The organism is Pseudomonas sp. Lz4W, assembly GCF_000346225.2.
GTDB lineage: Bacteria > Pseudomonadota > Gammaproteobacteria > Pseudomonadales > Pseudomonadaceae > Aquipseudomonas > Aquipseudomonas paraversuta.
Genome location: NZ_CP017432.1, coordinates 813277 through 833521, shown reverse-complemented (window position 1 = coordinate 833521; position 20245 = coordinate 813277). Strand labels below are relative to the sequence as shown.

Annotated in this window: 22 protein-coding genes and 1 riboswitch; of the genes, 6 read left to right on the top strand and 16 right to left on the bottom strand. The window is 59.2% G+C overall.

The window, feature by feature from the left end:
- Positions 1-187 precede the first annotated feature (187 nt).
- Positions 188-1228, top strand: coding sequence for an NADP(H)-dependent aldo-keto reductase (locus B195_RS04020; RefSeq protein ID WP_003443685.1), 1041 nt, complete (start codon positions 188-190; stop codon positions 1226-1228).
- 207 nt (positions 1229-1435) lie between these two features.
- The gene (locus tag B195_RS04015) at positions 1436-2356 is read left to right on the top strand and encodes a GlxA family transcriptional regulator (RefSeq protein WP_177412996.1); all 921 of its coding nucleotides are present in this window, start codon (positions 1436-1438) and stop codon (positions 2354-2356) included.
- A 100-nt stretch (positions 2357-2456) separates the two neighbouring features.
- On the opposite strand, the gene zapE is transcribed toward B195_RS04015, so the two are convergent.
- The 3 genes from zapE to B195_RS04000 form a co-directional block, all read right to left on the bottom strand.
- The gene (zapE, locus tag B195_RS04010) at positions 2457-3551 is read right to left on the bottom strand and encodes a cell division protein ZapE (protein WP_003443696.1); all 1095 of its coding nucleotides are present in this window, start codon (positions 3549-3551) and stop codon (positions 2457-2459) included.
- A 90-nt stretch (positions 3552-3641) separates the two neighbouring features.
- Positions 3642-4997 (bottom strand): tryptophan--tRNA ligase, encoded by a 1356-nt coding sequence (locus B195_RS04005; RefSeq protein ID WP_003443699.1) that lies wholly within the window; start codon positions 4995-4997, stop codon positions 3642-3644.
- Between the two features lie 24 nt (positions 4998-5021).
- Positions 5022-5657, bottom strand: a complete 636-nt coding sequence (locus tag B195_RS04000) for an alpha/beta hydrolase (protein ID WP_003443703.1) — start codon at positions 5655-5657, stop codon at positions 5022-5024.
- 139 nt (positions 5658-5796) lie between these two features.
- Here B195_RS04000 and B195_RS03995 point away from each other — a divergent pair, with 139 nt between their 5' ends.
- Positions 5797-6231, top strand: a complete 435-nt coding sequence (locus tag B195_RS03995; protein ID WP_003443705.1) for a YhcB family protein — start codon at positions 5797-5799, stop codon at positions 6229-6231.
- Between the two features lie 104 nt (positions 6232-6335).
- On the opposite strand, the gene B195_RS03990 is transcribed toward B195_RS03995, so the two are convergent.
- The 9 genes from B195_RS03990 to B195_RS03950 form a co-directional block, all read right to left on the bottom strand.
- Positions 6336-7052 carry an OmpA family protein gene (locus B195_RS03990; RefSeq protein ID WP_003443708.1) on the bottom strand — a complete coding sequence of 239 codons (717 nt, stop codon included), beginning with the start codon at positions 7050-7052 and terminating at the stop codon, positions 6336-6338.
- A 179-nt stretch (positions 7053-7231) separates the two neighbouring features.
- Entirely contained in the window at positions 7232-8140 is a 909-nt protein-coding gene (locus B195_RS03985) for a MurR/RpiR family transcriptional regulator (protein ID WP_003443711.1), read from the bottom strand.
- A gap of 113 nt (positions 8141-8253) precedes the next feature.
- Entirely contained in the window at positions 8254-9018 is a 765-nt protein-coding gene (locus B195_RS03980) for an ABC transporter ATP-binding protein (protein ID WP_003443714.1), read from the bottom strand.
- A 17-nt stretch (positions 9019-9035) separates the two neighbouring features.
- Positions 9036-10148 (bottom strand): succinylglutamate desuccinylase/aspartoacylase family protein, encoded by a 1113-nt coding sequence (locus B195_RS03975; protein ID WP_003443717.1) that lies wholly within the window; start codon positions 10146-10148, stop codon positions 9036-9038.
- Positions 10149-10158: 10 nt separating this feature from the next.
- Positions 10159-10857 (bottom strand): ABC transporter permease, encoded by a 699-nt coding sequence (locus B195_RS03970; RefSeq protein ID WP_003443719.1) that lies wholly within the window; start codon positions 10855-10857, stop codon positions 10159-10161.
- Positions 10858-10870: 13 nt separating this feature from the next.
- Entirely contained in the window at positions 10871-11560 is a 690-nt protein-coding gene (locus B195_RS03965; RefSeq protein ID WP_003443721.1) for an ABC transporter permease, read from the bottom strand.
- A 90-nt stretch (positions 11561-11650) separates the two neighbouring features.
- Positions 11651-12430: an ABC transporter substrate-binding protein gene (locus tag B195_RS03960; protein ID WP_003443724.1), complete on the bottom strand. Its 780-nt coding sequence runs from the start codon at positions 12428-12430 to the stop codon at positions 11651-11653.
- Between the two features lie 185 nt (positions 12431-12615).
- Positions 12616-14376, bottom strand: coding sequence for a DUF1302 domain-containing protein (locus B195_RS03955; RefSeq protein ID WP_003443726.1), 1761 nt, complete (start codon positions 14374-14376; stop codon positions 12616-12618).
- 179 nt (positions 14377-14555) lie between these two features.
- The gene (locus tag B195_RS03950) at positions 14556-15185 is read right to left on the bottom strand and encodes a LysE family translocator (RefSeq protein WP_003443728.1); all 630 of its coding nucleotides are present in this window, start codon (positions 15183-15185) and stop codon (positions 14556-14558) included.
- Positions 15186-15265: 80 nt separating this feature from the next.
- Between B195_RS03950 and B195_RS03945 the strand changes: the two genes are divergently transcribed.
- The 3 genes from B195_RS03945 (at position 15266) to B195_RS03935 (ending at position 18107) form a co-directional block, all read left to right on the top strand.
- The gene (locus B195_RS03945; RefSeq protein WP_003443731.1) at positions 15266-16231 is read left to right on the top strand and encodes a 2-hydroxyacid dehydrogenase; all 966 of its coding nucleotides are present in this window, start codon (positions 15266-15268) and stop codon (positions 16229-16231) included.
- A 30-nt stretch (positions 16232-16261) separates the two neighbouring features.
- On the top strand, positions 16262-17260 hold the full coding sequence (locus tag B195_RS03940; protein ID WP_003443734.1) for a class I SAM-dependent methyltransferase: 999 nt from the start codon (positions 16262-16264) through the stop codon (positions 17258-17260).
- 50 nt (positions 17261-17310) lie between these two features.
- Positions 17311-17430: riboswitch (yybP-ykoY riboswitch) on the top strand.
- 92 nt (positions 17431-17522) lie between these two features.
- Positions 17523-18107: a TMEM165/GDT1 family protein gene (locus B195_RS03935; RefSeq protein ID WP_003443736.1), complete on the top strand. Its 585-nt coding sequence runs from the start codon at positions 17523-17525 to the stop codon at positions 18105-18107.
- Positions 18108-18234: 127 nt separating this feature from the next.
- Here B195_RS03935 and B195_RS03930 read toward each other — a convergent pair whose 3' ends face one another.
- From B195_RS03930 to B195_RS03915, 4 genes are read right to left on the bottom strand one after another with little or no spacing between them, the layout of a single operon-like run.
- The gene (locus tag B195_RS03930) at positions 18235-19056 is read right to left on the bottom strand and encodes a M48 family metallopeptidase (RefSeq protein ID WP_003443739.1); all 822 of its coding nucleotides are present in this window, start codon (positions 19054-19056) and stop codon (positions 18235-18237) included.
- 34 nt (positions 19057-19090) lie between these two features.
- The gene (locus B195_RS03925) at positions 19091-19717 is read right to left on the bottom strand and encodes an SOS response-associated peptidase (protein WP_003443741.1); all 627 of its coding nucleotides are present in this window, start codon (positions 19715-19717) and stop codon (positions 19091-19093) included.
- Positions 19718-19762: 45 nt separating this feature from the next.
- Positions 19763-20023 (bottom strand): putative signal transducing protein, encoded by a 261-nt coding sequence (locus B195_RS03920; protein WP_003443742.1) that lies wholly within the window; start codon positions 20021-20023, stop codon positions 19763-19765.
- Between the two features lie 5 nt (positions 20024-20028).
- Positions 20029-20211, bottom strand: a complete 183-nt coding sequence (locus B195_RS03915) for a CPXCG motif-containing cysteine-rich protein (protein ID WP_003443745.1) — start codon at positions 20209-20211, stop codon at positions 20029-20031.
- Positions 20212-20245 lie beyond the last annotated feature (34 nt).

Sequence of the window (20245 nt, the reverse complement as noted above, 5' to 3'; positions counted from 1 at the left end):
TACTTTGACAAGTCAAAGGCAGCCGGATACAGACGCTATCGGGGGCTCGGGTCAGCGCGTCCGTTCAACGGCAAGATTCTTCGGCAGGCGGCGCATCACTTCCACCGCAGAAAGAGGTCGGCAATTATCCAGATTGCGAAAAAAAATACAACCTGCTTTTATGATTCTTTACCCGAAGGAGTCACTGATGGACTATCGCCAGCTAGGCCGCACCAATCTGCAAGTCAGCGCCATTGCCCTCGGAACCATGACCTGGGGCGAGCAAAACACCCAGGATGAAGCCTTCGCACAAATCGATTACGCGAAAAACGCCGGGATCAATTTCATCGACACCGCCGAAATGTATCCGGTGCCACCCAAAGCAGAAACCTACGCCAGCACCGAGCGTTACATCGGCAACTGGTTCAAAAGCCGGGGTGATCGGGCCGACTGGATCCTGGCCAGCAAGATCGCCGGCCCCGGCAATGGCATCGACTACATTCGCGACGGCCAGCTCAAACACAACCGCAATCATATCGTCCAGGCACTGGATGCCAGCCTTGAACGCCTGCAAACCGACTGGATCGACCTCTACCAGCTGCACTGGCCAGAGCGCAGTACCAACTTTTTCGGGCAACTGGGCTACAAGCACAACGCCGATGAAGACTTTACCCCCCTCGAAGAAACCCTCGAAGCCCTGGACGAACAAGTCAGGGCCGGCAAAATTCGCCATATCGGCCTGTCCAACGAAACACCCTGGGCCACCATGAAATTCCTGCAACTGGCTGAAAGCCGTGGCTGGCCGCGCGCCGTTTCGATCCAGAACCCCTACAACCTGCTTAACCGCAGTTTTGAAGTCGGCCTGGCTGAAATTGCCATTCGCGAACAATGCGGCCTGCTCGCCTATTCGCCCCTGGCGTTCGGCATGCTCTCTGGCAAGTACAACGGCGGCGCCCAACCTGCAAAAGGCCGCCTGACCCTCTACAGCCGCTTCTCGCGCTATTCAAACCCGCAGGCAGTGGCTGCCAGCGAACGTTACGTGGCCCTGGCTCGCGAACACGGCCTGGACCCGGCGCAAATGGCGCTGGCCTATGTCACGCAACAGCCCTTCGTCACCAGCAACATCATCGGCGCGACGACGATGGAGCAACTTGCCAGCAACATTGGCAGCTTCGACCTGAAACTGTCGGATGAAGTGCTCGCCGGCATTGAAGCCATCCACAGGGACCAGCCGAACCCGGCACCCTAGCTGTCCCGCTTCCGTAGCAGCCTTTGGCTGCTACGGAATTGGCCTCTACCCCTTCCCCCTAGACATACAGGATAAAAAATAAGACGATCCAGCCGTAAGTTGACCAATTTCACCTATAAGAATAATCAAATCATGTCTAACCATCTCTCCACGCCCCTGCGGCGCGTCAGCATTTTGGCCATCGATCGGGTATTTGCCTCGACCCTGATGCAAGCCAAGGATTTCTTTCACCTCGCCAGCCTGCGCCATGGCAAACAACTGGGCCAGGGCCTCAACGCCAGCTTCGAAACCCGACTGGTCAGTCCCGACGGCAAACCTGTCACCAGCTTCAGCGACGTGGTACTGCCGGTCGATGGCGCACTGGAAGACACTGACATCATCATCCTCCCGGCCTTCTGGGACGACTTTGACACTCTGTGCCAACGCTACCCGCAGATCCTGCCCTGGCTACGCGCACAACATGCCCGCGGTGCCGTTCTCTGCGCAGAAGCCAATGGCGCGTTCTGGCTGGCCGAAGCCGGGCTGCTGGACGGCAAGGAAGCCACCACCTACTGGCGTTTTTTCAGCACCTTCGCCGAACGTTTCCCACGGGTGCACCTGAACCAGGACAAACACCTGACCGATGCCGACAACCTCTACTGCACCGGCGGCCCGACCTCTGCCTGCGACCTCTATATTTATCTGATCGAGCGCTTCTGCGGCGCCAACATCGCCCAGGCCGTGGCCCGCGACATCCTCTACGAAGTGCAGCGCAACTACACCCCCGGGCGTATCGGTTTTGGCGGGCAAAAGCTGCATCAGGACGTGATAATCCTGCAAATCCAGCACTGGCTCGAAGAGCATTTTGCGGACAAGTTCCGCTTTGAAGACGTAGCCCGTGAACACGGCATGAGCATCCGCAACTTTATGCGCCGCTTTCAGATGGCAACAGGCGACAAACCCTTGCACTACCTGCAACGCCTGCGCATAGAGACCGCCAAGGGCCTGCTCTCGGCCTCCCGCAAGAGCATCAAGACCATAAGCTACGACGTGGGTTACGACGACGCCAGCTTCTTTGCACGGCTGTTCAGGCAGCACACCGAACTGTCGCCCAATCAATACCGCCAGCAGTTCCAGCAGGCCGCCTGACCTTCAACCAGGCGCTCTGTGGCAGCGAGTCCGACTCCTGCATGGATCGCGAGATATAAAAAAGGCCTGCAATGCAGGCCTTTTTTGATACAGCGCTCGACTATGGCTTGTGCGCCCGCGTCAGGTATTCATGGGACTGCATCTCAAGCAGGCGGCTCAGGGTGCGCTGGAACTCGAAGTTCAGGCGCCCGCCCTTGTACAGATCTTTAAGCTCGACTTCAGCCGAGATGATCAGCTTTACGCCCCGGTCATAGAACTCATCGACCATGTTGATAAAGCGTCGCGCGATGTCGTCAGTCTTGACGTCCATCTGCTCCACACCGCTGATGATCACCGCATTGAAAATCTTGCCCAGTTCGATGTAATCGTTCTGGCTACGCGGGCCATCGCACAGCTCGCGGAAATCAAACCAGGCCACATCATCACAGGTACGCAGCGCGCGAATGGTCCGGTTCTCGATCACCAGATCGTCATTCTCGATCACCTTGGAAGAGTTATGCGTCAACGCTTTAAAACTCTCGCGCAGGCACTTCTCGGAAGCCTCATCCAGCGGGAAATGGTAAAGCTCGGCCTGCTCCAGGTGGCGCAGACGATAATCGACGCCGCTGTCGACGTTGACGATATCGGTGTTCTGCTTGATCAGCGCAATCGCCGGCAGGAAGCGCGCCCGCTGCAGACCGTCCTTGTACAGACCGTCCGGCACGATGTTCGAGGTCGCGACCAGGGTCACGCCATTTTTGAACAACTCTTCCATCAGGGTGCCGAGGATCATGGCATCGGTAATGTCCGATACAAAAAACTCGTCAAAGCAGATCACCCGCGCTTCATCGGCGAACCGCCTGGCGATGATGGTCAGCGGGTTCTTTTCACCATTGAGGGTGCGCATTTCTTCATGCACACGCTTCATGAAACGGTGAAAGTGGGTACGCACCTTCTGTTTGAACGGCAGCGCATCAAAGAACGTATCGACCAGGTAAGTTTTACCCCGGCCCACACCGCCCCAGAAATACAGCCCCTTGACCGGAGCCTGTTCTTTTTTGCCGAACAGCTTGCCGAACAGGCCTGGCTTGCTCTGCGAAGAGGCAACCAGGTCGTCATACAGACGCTGCAGATGGCGCACAGCGTTTTCCTGCGCGGCATCGTGGAAGAAGTCCGGGCGTTTCAGATCAGCTTGATATCGTTCTAGAGGCGTCATAATTCGTTAGCAAGGCAACAAAAACGGGCCGCCACTGTAGCGACGGCCCTTGGGAATGGCAATCAACCCTGAGTCGAAACGCCGCACTTTTTAATCCTGCGCAGGCACCAGCGCCACACGCAAGGCTTCGATTGCCGCGTCACGGGTCGCACTATCGGCGAATGCCGGGCTGTCGGCGACGCACCCGTCATCCACCCAGACGCTGAAGCTCAGGTCCTGAGGACGAATATCAAGCACGCCCCCCGCCTGCAGCTGTTTGCTCACCTGACCTGCGGTTTTGCCATCCGCAAAGTTGCGCGACAACAGCAGTTGCTCGCCATCGGCTGCCAGCAGGCGGAAACGGAAGCTGCCGTCTTCATCGCGGAAGCTGACGAAGCGCGGGCCCTTGGTGGCTTTCTTCTTGCTGGTCGTGGCCGTCTGGGCAGCGCCGACAAACGAGCGCAGGCCAACCGCTTCACGCAACTGCGCCAGAAACGGGGTCGCGGTTTTGCGGGCTTTCTGGGCTCCGGCCAGAAGGATGTCTTCCATATCGGACGGGCGCGACATCAGTTCGTGATAACGCTCGCGGGACTCGCCCAGGTCGGCATCCAGCAGCTTGAACAGACGCTCTTTGGCTTCGCCCCAGCCCAGGCCCTGCAACAACTCGCCACGGAACTCTGCGCACTGCTCAGGCGTAGAGAAGGCTTGATACAGAGTGAACAGGTGCGAATTGTCCGGATCCTTGGCTTCGCCCGGCGCACGGGAGTCGGTGACGATCCGCGAAATCGCGCTTTTCATGTCTTTGGCGCTACTGAACAACGGAATGGTGTTGTCATAGCTTTTCGACATCTTGCGCCCGTCAAGACCCGGCAAGGTGGCAACGCTTTCTTCAATTATCGCTTCCGGCATGGCGAAAAAATCTTTGCCATGGCCGAACAGGTGATTGAAGCGCTGGCCAATATCACGGGCCATTTCAACGTGCTGGATCTGGTCGCGACCGACCGGCACCTTGTTGGCGTTGAACATCAGGATGTCTGCAGCCATCAGCACCGGGTAGCTGAACAGCCCCATGGTGATGCCCGCATCCGGGTCCTCGCCGTTTTCCAGGTTCTTGTCGACCGAAGCCTTGTAGGCGTGAGCACGGTTGAGCAAGCCCTTGGACGCTACGCAGGTCAGCAACCAGGTCAGCTCCGGGATTTCCGGGATATCTGACTGGCGATAGAAGGTCACACGCTCGACATCCAGCCCTGCCGCCAGCCAGGTCGCAGCGATTTCCTGACGCGAGCGCTGAATGCGCTGCGGGTCATCGCATTTGATCAGGGCATGGTAGTCAGCCAGGAAGTAAAACGAGTCGGCATTACTGTCCAGGCTGGCCACGATTGCAGGGCGAATAGCCCCGGCATAGTTGCCCAGGTGCGGCGTGCCGGTGGTGGTGATACCGGTGAGAATACGGGTACGAGTGGTCATGGGTAATCGCTTATCAGGCTGCAATCAATTCGAAAGGCGTGGCGCTACCAACTCTTTGAGCTCAGGCAGCTTGCCGTGAAAAAAGTGCCCGCATTCTGCCACTTTAAGCAGCTCATGGGGGCGTGACAGCGCGTTTGACCAGTCATAGACCAGTTGCGGGTCGATCACTTCATCGGTTTCGGGCTGAATTACGGTCACCGCACAGGCTTGGGGCAAATCGTCTTCGGCGCGCAAACGCATCACCGCCGGGGCCACCATGAACAGGCGCGAAAGTTTCTCGCCCCGGGCTTCAAGGCGACCGCCCAGGCTGGCTGCCACAAAACCGCCAAACGAAAAACCGAGCAAGGTGATCGGCAGTTCCGGGTGCCGGGCGCGCAACCAGAGGGCAGCCGCCAGCGCATCGTCGACTTCGCCGCTGCCCATGTCATGGCTGCCTTCGCTGGCTCCCGTACCGCGATAATTAAATCGCAATGTAATCAGGCCAGCATCACGGGCGGTACGTTGCAGGGTCGAAACCACTTTATTCATCATCGTCCCACCCTGAACCGGGTTGGGGTGACACAGTAGCGCCAGGCCTTTTGGCTCAGGCAAATCGAGGTACAAGGCTTCCAGTTGGCCCACAGGGCCATCAATTACTACAGGGGTTTCGCGGGTAAGCAAGAAGGAACTCCGTGACCTCAAACTGGGTCGACTCGTCTAGCTGATAGATTCTGTCTGGCATATTTGCGAGTGCATCGCGGTATACAGCGCAGGTCCGAGCCGTTAACGTAAAGCAAAGCCGTTTATAGAGGAAGGACTCGTGGAACACTCGCTCTTGATTTGGTTATTGCCGACTCTAGCCCTGGTTGCAGGTGTCGCCATTGGTTTTCTGATCGCGCGTCTGCTGCCTAATGCCGCGCCTAACAGCACGCAGCGTCAGCTGGACGACATTCAGAAACGTTTTGACAGTTATCAAAGTGAAGTGGTTACCCACTTCAACAGCACCGCCAATCTGGTGAAAAAACTCACTCAGAGCTACCAGGACGTACAAGACCACCTCGCCGAGGGCGCCAACCGTTTGGCCCTGGACGAGCAAACTCGCCAACGTCTGCTGGCCGCTCTGCACTCTGATGTCCCTCAACCGCATCGCGAGCGCATCACCCCGCCGCACAGCACTGAGCCACCATTGGACTACGCGCCAAAAACCCCGAACGCCCCCGGCATGCTCGATGAGCATTACGGCCTGAAGAAGTAATTCATCCGGTAAAGCGCTCAACAAAAAGCCCCGTGATCGGTAAGGATCACGGGGCTTTTTTTATGCTGCCAGCAAATGCCTGCGGCACCTGCAAGACCTGGGTCTTACGGGTACTGCTGAACTTGCCCCTGCTGCTGGTAGTTCACGCCCGGAATCGGTGCCAGGGTGATCTGCACGCGGCGGTTCTGAGCACGGCCATCAGGCGTGGCGTTACTGGCAATCGGGTCGGCCGGGCCTTTACCGCTGACCGACAGGTACTGACCACTGACACCCTGGGACGTCAGATAGGTCGCCACGCTTTGCGCACGCTGCTGGGACAACTGCATGTTGTAGTTGTAGTTCCCGGTGCTGTCCGTATAGCCGACGATCTGAATCAGGTTCTGGTTGTTGAACTGCTTCAGCGAGTTCGCCAGGTTGTTCAACGGCTGATAGAAGCTGGGAGCAATGTTCGCCGAGCTGGTGGCAAACGTAATGTTGCCCGGCATCACCAGGGTGATGTTGTCGCCCTGACGCTGAACTTCAATCCCGGTGTTGGCCGTACTCGCGCGCAACGCAGCTTCCTGCTTGTCTGCGTAGTAGCCGTAACCTGCGGCCCCCAGACCTGCCACTGCGGCACCGATCAATGCACCCTTGCCACGGTTGTTATGGTCGATGGCAGCACCGGCAACGGCACCGGCCAACGCCCCAAGACCACCATAGGTAGCGGTTTTGCTCATGCCCGAAGAGGCCTGGCCTTGATTGTCATATGGGTTGGGCGAGGCGCAGCCTGCCAGCAAGGCGATAGCACTTGCGGCAATAATCAAACGACGCGAGGTGAACATGGTGAAGCTCCTGTCAGTCTTTCTGGAGGCAAAGGTCGTTGGCATTAGACCTCTGTGGGCGTTGGAACGCGACCAGCGGTAAAAATTCCTCAGGCCGCCAATATTCGTGTTCCATAAACGATAGTCGTCCGATCGCCTGCCCACAAATAGATATGCCCTGCCCACACCGGCATCGCTGATTACTTTTTAGTCAATTTACTGCCCACAGGAATATGCAGGTAAGACATGACGCTCTCTGTCAGTTCTGTCGCCAGTTTGACCGCCTCCTTGTTCCGCGCCATGACGCCCGCCACCAGTCCTTCGATCAAGGCAAGTACTGCGATGCTGGAGCTGGTCAGCACCGGATGGTCGGCCGGGGCAAACAGCACATGCCGGGCAATGCTGCTCAGAGGCGAGGCAGGTGAGTCGGTAATGGCCAGCACCGTGGCGCCGCGCTCGCTGGCGAAGCGGGAAAGTTGCAGGGTGTCGATGGAATACCGCGGCAGAGAGATCGCCAGTAAAACGTCCTGATCAGTGATCGCAGCCAGTCGATAGGCGGCGTTTTCGTTACCGCCTTCCATGCTGATAGCCGTGGCATCGGCACAAAACGGAATCAGGGTCGAGGCCGCCAGGCCCGCGAAATAGACACTGTTACCGAAGCCCAGGATGTAAATCTTGCGCGCCTTGACCAGGTGATTCACAAAGGCTTCAAAGGTGTCCGGATGATTGCTGGTCGCGGCCGTGGCCAGGTTGCTGCTGGCACTTTGAATTTGTTCATGCAGGCCAAACGCCCCGTCCGGACGATGGGCCAGTTCGTTACGCAGCTTGTCCACCGGAGACACCACTTGTTGCAGTGTTGCCACCAGCTCGGCCTTCATGCCGCTGTACCCGCCCAGATTCAGGGCTTTGGCCAGGCGATTGACCGCCGCTGGCGAGGTGCTGGTCTCGTGGGCCATTTCCTCAATCGTCAGGGTCGCGGCACGCAGCGGATGACGCAGGATAAAATCGGCGACCTTGCGCAATGAAGGCTGCAACTCAGGCACGATCTCTGCCAGCTTGCGCATGACCGCGGCGGCATAAATCGTGGTGTCTTTGGATGGGCTTGGCATATCCGGCTCAACATTCCCTGTGGATAAAAAAGGGGCGGCGCCCAAAGCCGGTCCGTGCAGTAGACACTGCGTCGGCTTGTGACGCCCCGAAGTGTATCCGAAGCGGTCGCCGGCTATTTCAAACTGCCGCAAAGAAACTGCTGCAGGCGTTCAGACTGAGGATTGGCCAGCACCTTGCGCGGGTCGCCACGCTCTTCAACCACACCCTGATGAAGGAACACAAGCTGGTTGGAAACCTCACGGGCAAAGCCCATTTCGTGAGTGACCACCACCATGGTCCGCCCCTCCTGCGCCAGATCCTGCATCACTTTGAGCACGTCCCCCACCAACTCAGGATCCAGGGCCGAAGTCGGCTCGTCGAACAGCATCACTTCCGGCTCCATGGCCAGGGCCCGGGCAATCGCCACACGCTGCTGTTCACCGCCGGACATATGGGCCGGCCAGGCGCGCATGCGGTGCGCCACGCCTACCTTGTTCAAGTAATGCTCGGCCCTGTCCCGCGCTTCGCCCTTGCCCATGCCGAGCACGTGCACCGGGGCCTCCATGACGTTTTCCAGAGCATTCATGTGGGACCACAGATTGAAATGTTGAAACACCATCGACAGTCGCGACCGCATGCGCTGCAACTGTTTCGGATCTGCCGCCTCAAGCCCTCCCCGCCTGCTACTGATCAGTTTGAGCGGTTCGCCGTCGAGCACGATACTGCCGCCGCTGGGTTGCTCCAGCAGGTTGATGCACCGCAAGAACGTACTTTTCCCGGAACCACTGGAACCGATGATACTGGTCACATCCCCGGCCTTCGCCTGCAACGAAACGCCCTTGAGCACTTCATGGGAGCCGTAGCTTTTGTGCAAATCCTGAACTTCAAGTTTGTACATGACATCCACTCTCGGGATCAGTCGCTAAGCAAGCGACCTTGGCGAATAAGGGTATTGCCGGCAACTTTGGCCAGCCACAAACCGGGCTGGGCAAAGCGCAGGCGTTCACGGGCATAGAGGATGCCGTCGGTACTGGCGCGCACCACACTGTGGCGATCAGTCAGCGGGTCCATCACTTCAAACAGCGGATCGCCCGCCTTGACCCGCGCCCCCAGCGGCTGGATAAAGCTCACAACCCCCGGATGCGGTGCATAGGCGTACTGGGCACCCGCAAACGGCATGGCCTCACAGCTGTGAACCGGCGCGTCCGGCCATGCACCGCTGATCAGCCCTTGCTCGGCGAGATAGCCGAGAATCGCCTCCGCACTCTCCACGCATGGCCCCGACTCGGTATCCGCCATGCCGCGCAGTTCAATGGTGGTGGCGATACAGCCCAGGGCAATCTCAGCCTCGGGAAAGCGCTCGGCCAGGTGCAACCAGGGCAGCGCACAGGCTTCATCAAACGCACTGCCCCCCGCATCCTCTGCCAACAGGGCCACCCCGGCGCGCAAACGCGCGGCCAGCGAGCGCAAGCGCGGCCAGTTTTGCGGCAAGGCGTACAGCAGCATGATCGACTCGAAATCACAGTGCAGATCCAGTACCACATCGGCGTCACAGGCATGGCGCAGCAACAGGCAACGCAAGCCATCGAGCTCCGAGGCCGGGGCTGGCTGCTCACTCAGCACATCGAGCATGGCCCGGCGGATGAGCAGTGTGTTGGCCTCGGCATCGCCACCCAACTGGCCGGCCACCCGCGCAGCCACGCCGTCTGCCAGCACTGGGAAGTCGCGATTGAAATTCTTGCCGCTGGAAAACTCAAAGCGCCCCTGGTGGGTCGCCTGAAACATCTGGGCAATGCCGATGGGGTTGGCCATCGGCACCAGCTCGATCACCCCGTTCAACCGGCCTTGCCCCTCAAGCTCCAGCAGGCGACGCTTGAGCTCCACCGCAACGCGCATCCCCGGCAGCTCGTCCGCGTGCAGCGAGGCCTGGATGTAGGCCTTGCGCGTGCCCTGGCCAAAACGAAACAGGGACAGGTGGCGCTCAGTGCCCGAGGCACTCCACGGCAACAGGTATTTAATGTGTTCCATAACACGCCCCTCAGTATTTGCGCGGTGCCAGATACGCCAGCCAGCGGCGCTCGGCCAGCTTGAACAGACGGGTCAAAATAAAGGTCAGCACCAGATAGAAAACCGCCGCGGTAATGAACGCTTCAAACGGCAGGTAATAACGTGCACTGACCGTACGGGCGGCCCCGGTGATATCGACGAGGGTGACAATCGACGCCAGGCTCGTGGTCTGCATCATCATCAGCACTTCGTTGCTGTACTGCGGCAACACCCGGCGCAGGGCCGAAGGCAGGAGAATCCGCCGATACAAAGTCACTCGCGACATGCCCATGGCTTTGGCCGCTTCGATCTCGCCATAGGGGATGGACTTCAGACTGCCCGCCAGCAGTTCCGCGCTGTAGGCACTGGTATTGATCGCAAACGCCATGCACGCACAAAAGGTGGCGCTGGACAGGTATGGCCAAAACACGCTCTGGCGCACGGCTTCAAACTGCGCCAGCCCGAAATAGATCAGAAACAGCTGCACCAGCATCGGCGTGCCACGAATGACATAGGTGTAGAGCCAGGCCGGAAAGTTGATCAAAGGCGATCGCGAGACTCGCATCAGCGCCAGCGGAATCGCCAGCACCAGGCCAAAGAACAGGGAAATCAGCAGTACCTTGAGGGTTATCAGCGCGCCACCGAAATACAGCGGCAGGTTTTCCCAGATCAGGTTGTAATCAAGAATCATGAGGTGCTCCCAATCACAACTCAGCGGCTTTTATGCCGACCGAGTAGTGTCGTCCCAGAAAGCGCAGCACCAGCAATGACACGCTGGTCAGCATCAGATACAGCCCCGCCACGGCGAGAAAAAACGTAAAGGGTTCATGGGTCGCATCTGCTGCGCTTTTGGCCTTGAACATCATGTCCTGCAAGCCAATGACCGAGATCAGCGCAGTGGACTTGGTCAGCACCAGCCAGTTATTGGTGAACCCCGGCAGTGCGAAACGGACCATCTGCGGCACCAGAATTCGCCAGAACACCTGGGCGCTGCCCATGCCATACGCCAGCCCCGCCTCGATCTGGCCTTTGGGGATGGCCATAAATGCACCGCGAAAGGTTTCCGAGAGATAGGCACCAAAGATGAAGCCCATGGTGCAGACCCCCGCGACAAAGGGGTTGATATCGATATAGTCCGTGGAGCCCAGGGCCATAGCGATGCGGTTCACCAGATCCTGACCGCCATAGAAAATCAGCAGAATCAGTACCAGATCCGGAATACCGCGAATCAGGGTGGTATAGACCTCTCCCAGCCGTGCCAGCCACTTGATCGGTGACAAGCGCAGCGTCGCGCCAATCAGTCCCAGGACAATGGCCAGGGCCATGGCGGTCAGAGCCAGATTTACGGTCAGCCAGGCACCCTCGAGAATGCTCGATCCGTAGCCGTGGAGCATGATGAAGTTCCTCAAGCGAGCGCCAAAAAACGCGCGAGACAAGCCCCGGCGACTCCCTCCGGGGGAGCCGCATCAGGGATACGGGTTGACTTACCTTTGACCGTAGATGTCGTACGTGAAGTACTTGGTCATCACTTGTTCGTACTTGCCGTTGGCGCGGATTGCATCAATGGCGGCATTCAGGCGTTCGGCGTTGGCCGTGTCGCCTTTACGCACAGCGATGCCTGCGCCCCGGCCGAAGAAGGCAGGGTCGTTGATATCCGGTCCGACCAGGGCGTATCCCTGGCCCAGCGGGGTTTTGATAAAGCTTTCATCGGTGTAGATGATGTCGGCGAGCGTGGCATCCAGACGGCCCGAGACCAGATCGAGGAAGGCTTCACTCTGGGTCGAGTAGCGCACCACCACGACCCCGGCCGTCTCAAGCTTTTGGGTGGCAAAGCGGTCATAGGTCGAAGAGCGCTGCACCCCGACACGTTTGCCCTTGAGATCCACCAGCGGATCGTTGATCACAGTGCCCGCCTTCATCGCGAACTTGCCGGGGGTGTGGTAGTACTTTTTGCTGAAATCGACGGACTTGAGCCGGTCTTCGGTAATCGACATGGAAGACAGCACCGCATCAACCTTGCGCACTTTGAGCGAAGGAATCATGCCGTCGAACTCCTGGACCACCCAGGTGCATTTGATTTTCATCTCCTCGCACAGCGCGTTGCCAATGTCGTAGTCAAAACCGCTGATCTCACCTTCAGGGGTTTTCATCGAAAACGGTGGGTAGGCCGCTTCGATACCAATACGCAGAGGCGCGTCATCGGCGCGGGCCACAAAGCTGAAAGCGCACAGGGCCAGTGCACCTAGAAGTACTGTCTTGTTCAAATTATTGACTCCTGAAGGGCGTTCGGGGGTGAAGAAACACTTGCCATCCAAGCTGGCGCGCAGGATCAGTCCGTCGACTGTGTGCGGCTATAGATGACACGTATTATTTCATAAATCAACAAAGTGAAAATATTTATATCAAAAAGCGCCAGCCACCCCCTTCTCCACGGGCTCTGAGCTGCGGCTTAAAACTTTACCCCCACCGTCAGCGTCATAAAGTCCCGGTCGCTGACCGTGCTGTAACGCCCACCAAAGAAATTGGTGTACGAAAGGCTGCTGGTATAGGTGTTCTGGTACTCGGCATCAATGCCCATGCTCACTGCCTTGCGCCCTTCGGCAAAGGTATTGTCGGGGCCCGGCGAATAGCCGCTGACATCGTGGGACCAGGCCAGATTCGGCTTCAGGTTGAGGCTGTTAAACACGTTGTTGTAGGCCCACACGGCACGTGCGCGATAGCCCCATGAATTAGCCGTGGTGAAGCCGTCGTTGCCGTCGCTACCAAATACCGGATCACGCCCGTAGCGCAAACTGCCGCCGAGACCGGCCACGTGGCTCACGCCAACCTCACCGATCAAGGTCAGCCGGTCAGCTCCCATGGCATTGTCGAAGACATGGGTCAGAGAGGTCTGAAACTGAGTGATCTCCTTGCGCCGATAGCCCTGGGAATCGGCACCCGGAGTAACGCTCAGCGGCGATGCAGCGGCCAGTCCCGGCAACAGGGTCACATTGGCGTACAGCAGATCATTGCTGTTGAGCTGTACCGGCGCATTGGGCCGATAACTCAGTTCACCTTTCCATGCCGAGCCTGTGGACAAGGTGGTGGCGAAACTCAGGCCGTACAGGCGGATATCCTCGGGATACTCGACGTAGTAACTGGAGTTACCGGCGACGATCATCGGCGCCAGAGCGCCTGCAGCCGAGGCCGAGTCGTAGGCCGACTGCGATGCCGCACGCCCGCTGAGGATCGGATCGCGGCTGTGGTAGTTCATGAAGTAGGCGCCGAAATCGGTGTCCAGCGGCTCAAACACGTAGTGCATGGCCACGCCGAACTGCCCGCTGTTGCGCGCATCGCGATCAGCACCACGACGCACCAGCACGCCCTCGCCGTTCACATCGACACCCGCCGACGTCAGGGCTGAAAGGTCCGCCACATTCAGTGCCGAACGCTTGCTCATCACTCGATAATTGCCGTCACAACCGTCGGCGGTTACATCGGACTGGGAGAAAAATGTTCCGCAGTTATCGGTTTCTGACTGCTCCCAGTCCAGTTGATAAAAGGCTTGGGCCGAGAGGTTGTCGGTGAGGTTTTGCGAAATGTAGAACAGGTTGACCGGCACCAGTCCGTCTTTGTACTCAGTGCCCGGTCGCCGATACGCCGCGACATCTGTCGGGTTGATGGCATTGATCCCGCCACCGATAAAGCTGCTCTCACCCCAGTTGACCACCTGTTTGCCCAAGCGCACGGCCCCGGGCTGATCGGCAATGGCGTAGTTGTGATAGGCGTAGGCATCCAGCCACTGGGCTCCGGCAGACTGGGCCGAGGCTTTGCGCCCACTGTCGCTGACTGGTTTGAAGGGACGACTGTCATCCTGCAGTTCAAAGTCGTACCAATACTTGCCCCGGACATACACACCGCTGTCGCCGTACTTGAGCTCCAGCCCGTGGATGCCGGTAAAAATCTTGGAGAAGGTTTCGCCGCGCTTGAAATTGAGACGGCCATCATCCGAGATTTGCGATTGCCCCTTGCCGCCGTTGTTGGCGCCGATCAGCTTGCGATCGGCCTTGGCCGTGGACCAGCTGGCGCCAATGGACAGTTCGGAATCGATCTGGCCTTCGATCTCGCCTATGTTAAAGCTCACGCCCCAGGCGGGCCCGGCGAGCGTCGAGACAAGGCTGACTGCCAGTGGCAGTTTGACCTGGCGCCAGAACCGGTTGACTGAGGACATCGATACTTCTCCGAGGGCACGCACAATGAGCCGCAAGGATGAAGGAAAACCAGAAATTGACAAGATCGCCGGTGGCGCAACGCCAAACCTGTGGCCAACTGGCTGGCTCGCGTTGCGGGCAAGCCAGCCCCTGCAGCGTTCCCGCTAGCCGGGGTGGGCCCATGGAGCGATACGAAAAATCAATTCATCTCAGTGAACGCAAGCTTCACACCCAGGGCGACCAGCACCGCGCCCATGGTGCGATCAAACCAGTGGCCCATGCGTGCAAAGCCGGTGCGTACGCGCTGATGGCTGAACAACATCGCAACCATGCAAAACCACAGCCCCGTCGCGACCGCCAGGTACACGCCATACCCGGCCTGAATGGACAATGGCGTATGCGGATTGATGACCACGGTAAACAACGACAGGAAAAACAGCGTGGCTTTAGGGTTCAGGCCATTGGTTACAAAGCCCGAAGTGAAGGCTCCGCGCGCAGTGCGCTCGCCAACCGGCAAAGAAGCAGCCACGGCTGCCGGATCAGCAGGCCTGGCGCGCAATGCCTTGATCCCGATGTACAGCAGGTAGGCAGCTGCCAGCCATTTGAGGGCGTTAAACAACACAATCGACTGCGAGACAATGATCCCGATCCCCAGCAGCGAATAGCCGACATGGACGAAAATTGCCGTGCCCACGCCGAAGGCGGTAAACATCCCGGCGCGACGGCCGTGAGTCACGCTTTCACGCACCACCACAGCAAAGTCGGGACCGGGGCTGGCCACGGCCAGCAAGTGAATCAGGGCAACGGTCAAAAATTCTGTCCAGTACATGCACGGCTCCATTACAAATTGTTTCTTCTGTTAGGCTCGCCACATTACGCCTTCACTCGACAGCACAAAAGGTACAGTTGATGACGAACACTCAGCGCGCAGTATTCCTGGATCACACCTCACTGGATCTGGGCGACCTCGACCTTGCCCCTCTGCGCCAGTGTTTCAGCGAGTTGCAGCTGTGGTCGGACACCGACGCCGATAACCTGATCGAACGTCTGCAAGGCGCCAGCGTGGCCATCAGCAATAAAATCCAGCTCAATGCCCGAACCCTCGCGGCCTGCCCCGAGCTGAAGCTGATTCTGGTGGCGGCCACCGGCACCAATAACGTTGACCTTGAAGCCGCACGCGCCCGCGGCATTACCGTCGCCAACTGCCAGGGCTACGGCACCCCCTCGGTGGCCCAGCACACTCTGGGGCTGTTGCTGGCACTGGCCACCCGCCTTGTCGACTACAACAAAGCCGTGACTGCGGGCCAGTGGCAACAGGCCAGGCAGTTCTGCTTGCTGGACTTCCCGATTGTCGAACTCGAAGGCAAGACCCTGGGCCTGTTCGGTCACGGTGAACTGGGCAGCGCCGTGGCCCGGCTGGCCGAAGCCTTTGGCATGCGCGTCTTGCTGGGCCAGATCCCCGGCCGTCCGGCCCGAGCCGACCGGCTGCCACTGGATGAGTTGCTGCCACAGGTCGACGCCCTGACCTTTCACTGCCCGCTCAATGAACACACTCGCAATTTTATCGGCGCCCGTGAACTGGCACTGCTCAAGCCGGGGGCCTTTGTGGTCAACACTGCCCGCGGCGGCATGATTGATGAACTGGCCCTGGCCAATGCGCTGCGCAGCGGCCATCTGGGCGGCGCGGCCACCGACGTACTGAGCGTCGAACCGCCGCGCGACGGCAACCCGCTGCTGGCCCATGACATCCCGCGCCTGATCATTACTCCGCACAGCGCCTGGGGCAGTCGTGAAGCGCGCCAGCGGATCGTCGGCCAACTGACGCAAAACGCCGAAGCATTCTTTAACGGTACAGCGCTGCGGGTCGTCAGTTGATAGACTGCGGCCCTTTTTGAGGAGCAGATTATGGATCCGCGCAGTGAAGTACTGCTTCGTCAGCCTGAATACTTTCAGGGCTCGTTGCTGTTGGTAGGTTTACCGGCTGACGAATTGCTCGGCGAACTGCCAAATGCCCACGGCTGGTGCTGGCACGCCGGCGACCAGGCCACCCTGGATGCGCGCTTTGAAGGACGGGTGCATTTCGGCATCGAGCTGCCTGAGCGCAGCTTCGACACCGCCGTGGTGTTTCTGCCCAAGTCCAAGGAACTGGCTGATTATCTGCTCAACGCCGTGGCGGCTCGCCTGCCCGGTGCGGACGTATTTCTGGTGGGCGAAAAGAAGGGCGGAATCGAAGGCGCATCCAAGCAACTGGTTCCGTTTGGCAAGCCGCGCAAGCTCGACAGCGCGCGTCATTGCCAGCTGTGGCAAGTCACTGTGGTCAACGCCCCGGCCGCACCGGTGCTCGCCGACCTCGCCCAGCATTACGAACTGCCGCTGGCCGAAGGCCCGTTGAAAGTCGTCAGCCTGCCGGGTGTGTTCAGCCATGGCCGCCTGGATCGGGGCAGCGCCCTGTTGCTGGAGCACCTGGACAAACTGCCCAGCGGCCACGTGCTGGACTTCGGCTGCGGTGCCGGGGTGCTGGGAGCCGCGGTCAAGCGCCGCTACCCGCATAACAACGTCACCCTGCTCGATGTCGATGCCTTTGCCACCGCCAGCAGTCGTCTGACCCTTGCCGCAAACGGTCTGGAAGCCGAGGTCATTACCGGCGATGGCATTGATGCGGCGCCCATGGGCCTGAACTCGATTTTGAGCAATCCGCCGTTTCACGTCGGGGTTCATACCGATTACCACGCCACAGAAAACTTGCTGCAAAAAGCAGTCAAACATCTGAAAACAGGTGGCGAACTTCGTCTTGTAGCCAATAGCTTCCTGCGCTACCAGCCGCTGATCGAAGAGCAGTTCGGCCACTGCACAGTCAAGGCGCAAGGTCAGGGTTTCCGGATTTACAGCGCCAAACGCCGCTGACAGAAAAGCGCAATAAGGGCTTGCCGGATCGGATTTGCCTAGGCAGAATCCGCTCCGTCCTAGGGGAGTAGTCTCCCACGAGCCTCGCGCTCGTCCGGCATGCGTCAACATACTTGGTCAACAGACCATGGTGCATGCGACCCAGGTGTCCGCACAGACGGACCGGGGTTTGACAAGACCTATGACACGAACACCTTACCCGGGGCGGGAAGGCTGTACGTGTCATAGCCGTGTCGACCCGCCCCTGGAAAACTACCTGATGATGCTCGATTCCTTACTCGTTCCTACAGCAATCGTTGCCTTGGCCGAAATCGGTGACAAGACGCAACTGCTCGCGCTGATTCTCGCCGCACGCTTTCGCAAACCCTGGCCGATCATCGCCGGCATCGTGGTGGCAACCCTCGCCAACCATGCGGCAGCCGGTGCCGTGGGCGCCTGGTTCAGCACCTTCTTCACCGATGTGATGTTGCACTGGGTGCTCGCCGCGAGCTTTGCCGCCACGGCCCTGTGGACTCTGGTCCCGGACAAAATGGACGACGACGAGGCCAGTACAGCCCGCAAATACGGCCCCTTCATCACCACGCTGATTACATTCTTCATCGCTGAAATGGGTGACAAGACCCAGGTTGCGACCGTGATGCTGGCGGCGCAATACCCGGATTTGTGGCTGGTGATTATCGGTACCACCCTGGGCATGCTGATTGCCAACGTGCCGGTGGTGCTGGCGGGTAACTTTGCGGCCGACAAACTGCCATTGACCCTGATTCGCCGACTGGCCGCGACCGCGTTCTTCGTGCTGGCCATAGTGGCGGTGTACAAGGCGATGGTGATCAGCGGCTGGCTGTAACGGCCACTGATCCCTGCAGGCGCTCTGCGATGCAGGCCAATGCAATCGCCGGCAAGCCAGGCTCCCACCAGGCGGTCTGAATTGTGGGAGCTGGCTTGCCGGCTATGGGATCACTGCGGTCTTAACCCTACTGGGTCTTCGGCGCTTGCTCATACAGCGGCATCACCTTGGGGATCGCCGCTTGCAATGCCGCAATCCGGCTGCTGGAAGCCGGGTGGGTGCTCATGAATTCCGGCGGCGCATCTTGCGCTTGCGCGGCCATTTTCTGCCACAGGGTAATCGCTGCATTCGGGTTGTAACCCGCCCGGGCAGCCAGCTCAAGGCCGATCAGGTCGGCTTCGTTTTCGTTGCTGCGGCTGTTGGGCAGCGTCAGGCTGTAGTTGACCACGGTATCGGCCAGCTGCAGGCTGTCCTGGCCCAGGCCCAACAACGCACCCGCGCCCTGTTTGGCGATCTCGATGCCATAGGCTTTGGACATGGATTCACGCCCGTGCTCGCGCAAGGCGTGGGCAATTTCATGGCCCATGATGGCGGCGATTTCGTCGTCGCTGAGCTTGAGCTGATCAATGATCCCGCTATAGAAAATGATCTTGCCGCCCGGGCCGCAGTTGGCGTTGAGCTCGTCGCTCTTGATCAGATTGACCTCCCAGTTCCATTGCGCGGCATCCGGACGAAAAAACGGCGCCTGGGCAACCAGGCGGTTGGCAATGGCTTGCAAACGCTTGGCGTTGGCGCTGGTTTTGTCCAGTGCGCCTTTGCTGCTGGCCTCGGTGACAGTCTGCTGGTACGACTGCGCATACATCTGATCCACTTGCTGACTCGACAGCATGCTGAACATGTACTGCTTGCGCTCAACCCCTACCGCGCCGCCACTGGTGGTGTTCACCGCTTGGCAACCTGCGAGCAATACCCCGGCGCCCACCGCGCACACTACCGCTAACTTACCCATCATGACTCTCCATAAACATGGCGCGCATCGTATCTCAACCCGGTGTCAGACACTCGGGCGCATTAAGTTTTGGATCATTGACCAGATTGGCCAGCGGCCGTTCGCGCAATGGCGTTTGCGGGCTGGCGAGCAATGCCTGAAGGTCCTGCAGCGGGGTTTCAGGGTCGAGCCAGGCCTGCTGCCCGGCCTCATCCAGAATCAGCGGTCGACGCTGACTGGCGGCGGCCTGAGTAATCACCGCAGTACTGAGCCACACATGCCCCTCGACCGGATAGGCCTCCCAGATGCCGGCAAAAAACAGCGAAGCGCCCTCACCCGGCGTCAGCCAGTAGGGTCTTTTACGCGTGGTCCCACGCCATTCGTAAAAACCGTTGGCCGGGATCAGGCAGCGGCGCTGGCGCAGGGCATCGCGAAACATCGGTTGCTCGGCCACGGTTTCGGCCCGGGCATGGGCCGGGGTGCGCGACAGGTCAGTCAGCCACGGCGGAGTCAGCCCCCAGCGTGCCCGCGCCAGTTCACGCTGGCCGGGTTCGGCACCGGCACGCAGGATCAATACCGAGTCATTGGGTGAAATGTTCCACTGGGCCTGCTGATCCGCCGGAAAACCGGGCAAGGCTGCAAATGCAGGGTTCCAGCGAAACAGGGCAAAACGTCCACACATGGGGCAGCACAACTCTTCTATATAGATGCAAAAAATATTCACTGATCAGCAGATCAGCACATCCGGGAAGCTTTCAGGCTCATCGCCCGCCACGGGTGACGCCGCATTGTACGCATCGATCAACTGGCGCGCGTATTGCGCCTGATCATCGGCCACCGTCAACCCCAGCAACCCGAGCGCCGGCAACTCGCCGGTCCCCCCGACCAGATCAGCCCCGTCCAGTCGGGCCTCGACCCCTTCACTGGCAAGCATGCCCAGCAATAGCTCGGCTTCCATCAGATTCTGGGGCTCGTAGATACGGCGCATGGTGATCACTCGTTCTCGCTACGCACATCAAGCATCCACTCCTGACCGTCGGTTTGAAGATGGAACACAATCGGCCGGCAACACACGGGGCAATCTTCAACGTAGGTCTGATCGCCACCCGAGAGGTCGAGCACGGCTTCAGCCACCTCACCGCAATACGGGCAATCGTAGTGTTCAGTCTCAAGCATCGCGGTCTCCAGAGTGACTTGTGCGTATAATCGC

Bases quoted from the DNA above. Each gene is read 5' to 3' on its own strand.
- B195_RS04020 (WP_003443685.1), top strand. From the start codon at position 188: ATGGACTATCGCCAGCTAGGCCGCACCAATCTGCAAGTCAGCGCCATT.
- B195_RS04015 (WP_177412996.1), top strand. From the start codon at position 1,436: ATGCAAGCCAAGGATTTCTTTCACCTCGCCAGCCTGCGCCATGGCAAA.
- zapE (WP_003443696.1), bottom strand. From the start codon at position 3,551: ATGACGCCTCTAGAACGATATCAAGCTGATCTGAAACGCCCGGACTTC.
- B195_RS04005 (WP_003443699.1), bottom strand. From the start codon at position 4,997: ATGACCACTCGTACCCGTATTCTCACCGGTATCACCACCACCGGCACG.
- B195_RS03990 (WP_003443708.1), bottom strand. From the start codon at position 7,052: ATGTTCACCTCGCGTCGTTTGATTATTGCCGCAAGTGCTATCGCCTTG.
- B195_RS03985 (WP_003443711.1), bottom strand. From the start codon at position 8,140: ATGCCAAGCCCATCCAAAGACACCACGATTTATGCCGCCGCGGTCATG.
- B195_RS03980 (WP_003443714.1), bottom strand. From the start codon at position 9,018: ATGTACAAACTTGAAGTTCAGGATTTGCACAAAAGCTACGGCTCCCAT.
- B195_RS03975 (WP_003443717.1), bottom strand. From the start codon at position 10,148: ATGGAACACATTAAATACCTGTTGCCGTGGAGTGCCTCGGGCACTGAG.
- B195_RS03970 (WP_003443719.1), bottom strand. From the start codon at position 10,857: ATGATTCTTGATTACAACCTGATCTGGGAAAACCTGCCGCTGTATTTC.
- B195_RS03965 (WP_003443721.1), bottom strand. From the start codon at position 11,560: ATGCTCCACGGCTACGGATCGAGCATTCTCGAGGGTGCCTGGCTGACC.
- B195_RS03955 (WP_003443726.1), bottom strand. From the start codon at position 14,376: ATGTCCTCAGTCAACCGGTTCTGGCGCCAGGTCAAACTGCCACTGGCA.
- B195_RS03950 (WP_003443728.1), bottom strand. From the start codon at position 15,185: ATGTACTGGACAGAATTTTTGACCGTTGCCCTGATTCACTTGCTGGCC.
- B195_RS03945 (WP_003443731.1), top strand. From the start codon at position 15,266: ATGACGAACACTCAGCGCGCAGTATTCCTGGATCACACCTCACTGGAT.
- B195_RS03940 (WP_003443734.1), top strand. From the start codon at position 16,262: ATGGATCCGCGCAGTGAAGTACTGCTTCGTCAGCCTGAATACTTTCAG.
- B195_RS03935 (WP_003443736.1), top strand. From the start codon at position 17,523: ATGCTCGATTCCTTACTCGTTCCTACAGCAATCGTTGCCTTGGCCGAA.
- B195_RS03930 (WP_003443739.1), bottom strand. From the start codon at position 19,056: ATGGGTAAGTTAGCGGTAGTGTGCGCGGTGGGCGCCGGGGTATTGCTC.
- B195_RS03925 (WP_003443741.1), bottom strand. From the start codon at position 19,717: ATGTGTGGACGTTTTGCCCTGTTTCGCTGGAACCCTGCATTTGCAGCC.
- B195_RS03920 (WP_003443742.1), bottom strand. From the start codon at position 20,023: ATGCGCCGTATCTACGAGCCCCAGAATCTGATGGAAGCCGAGCTATTG.
- B195_RS03915 (WP_003443745.1), bottom strand. From the start codon at position 20,211: ATGCTTGAGACTGAACACTACGATTGCCCGTATTGCGGTGAGGTGGCT.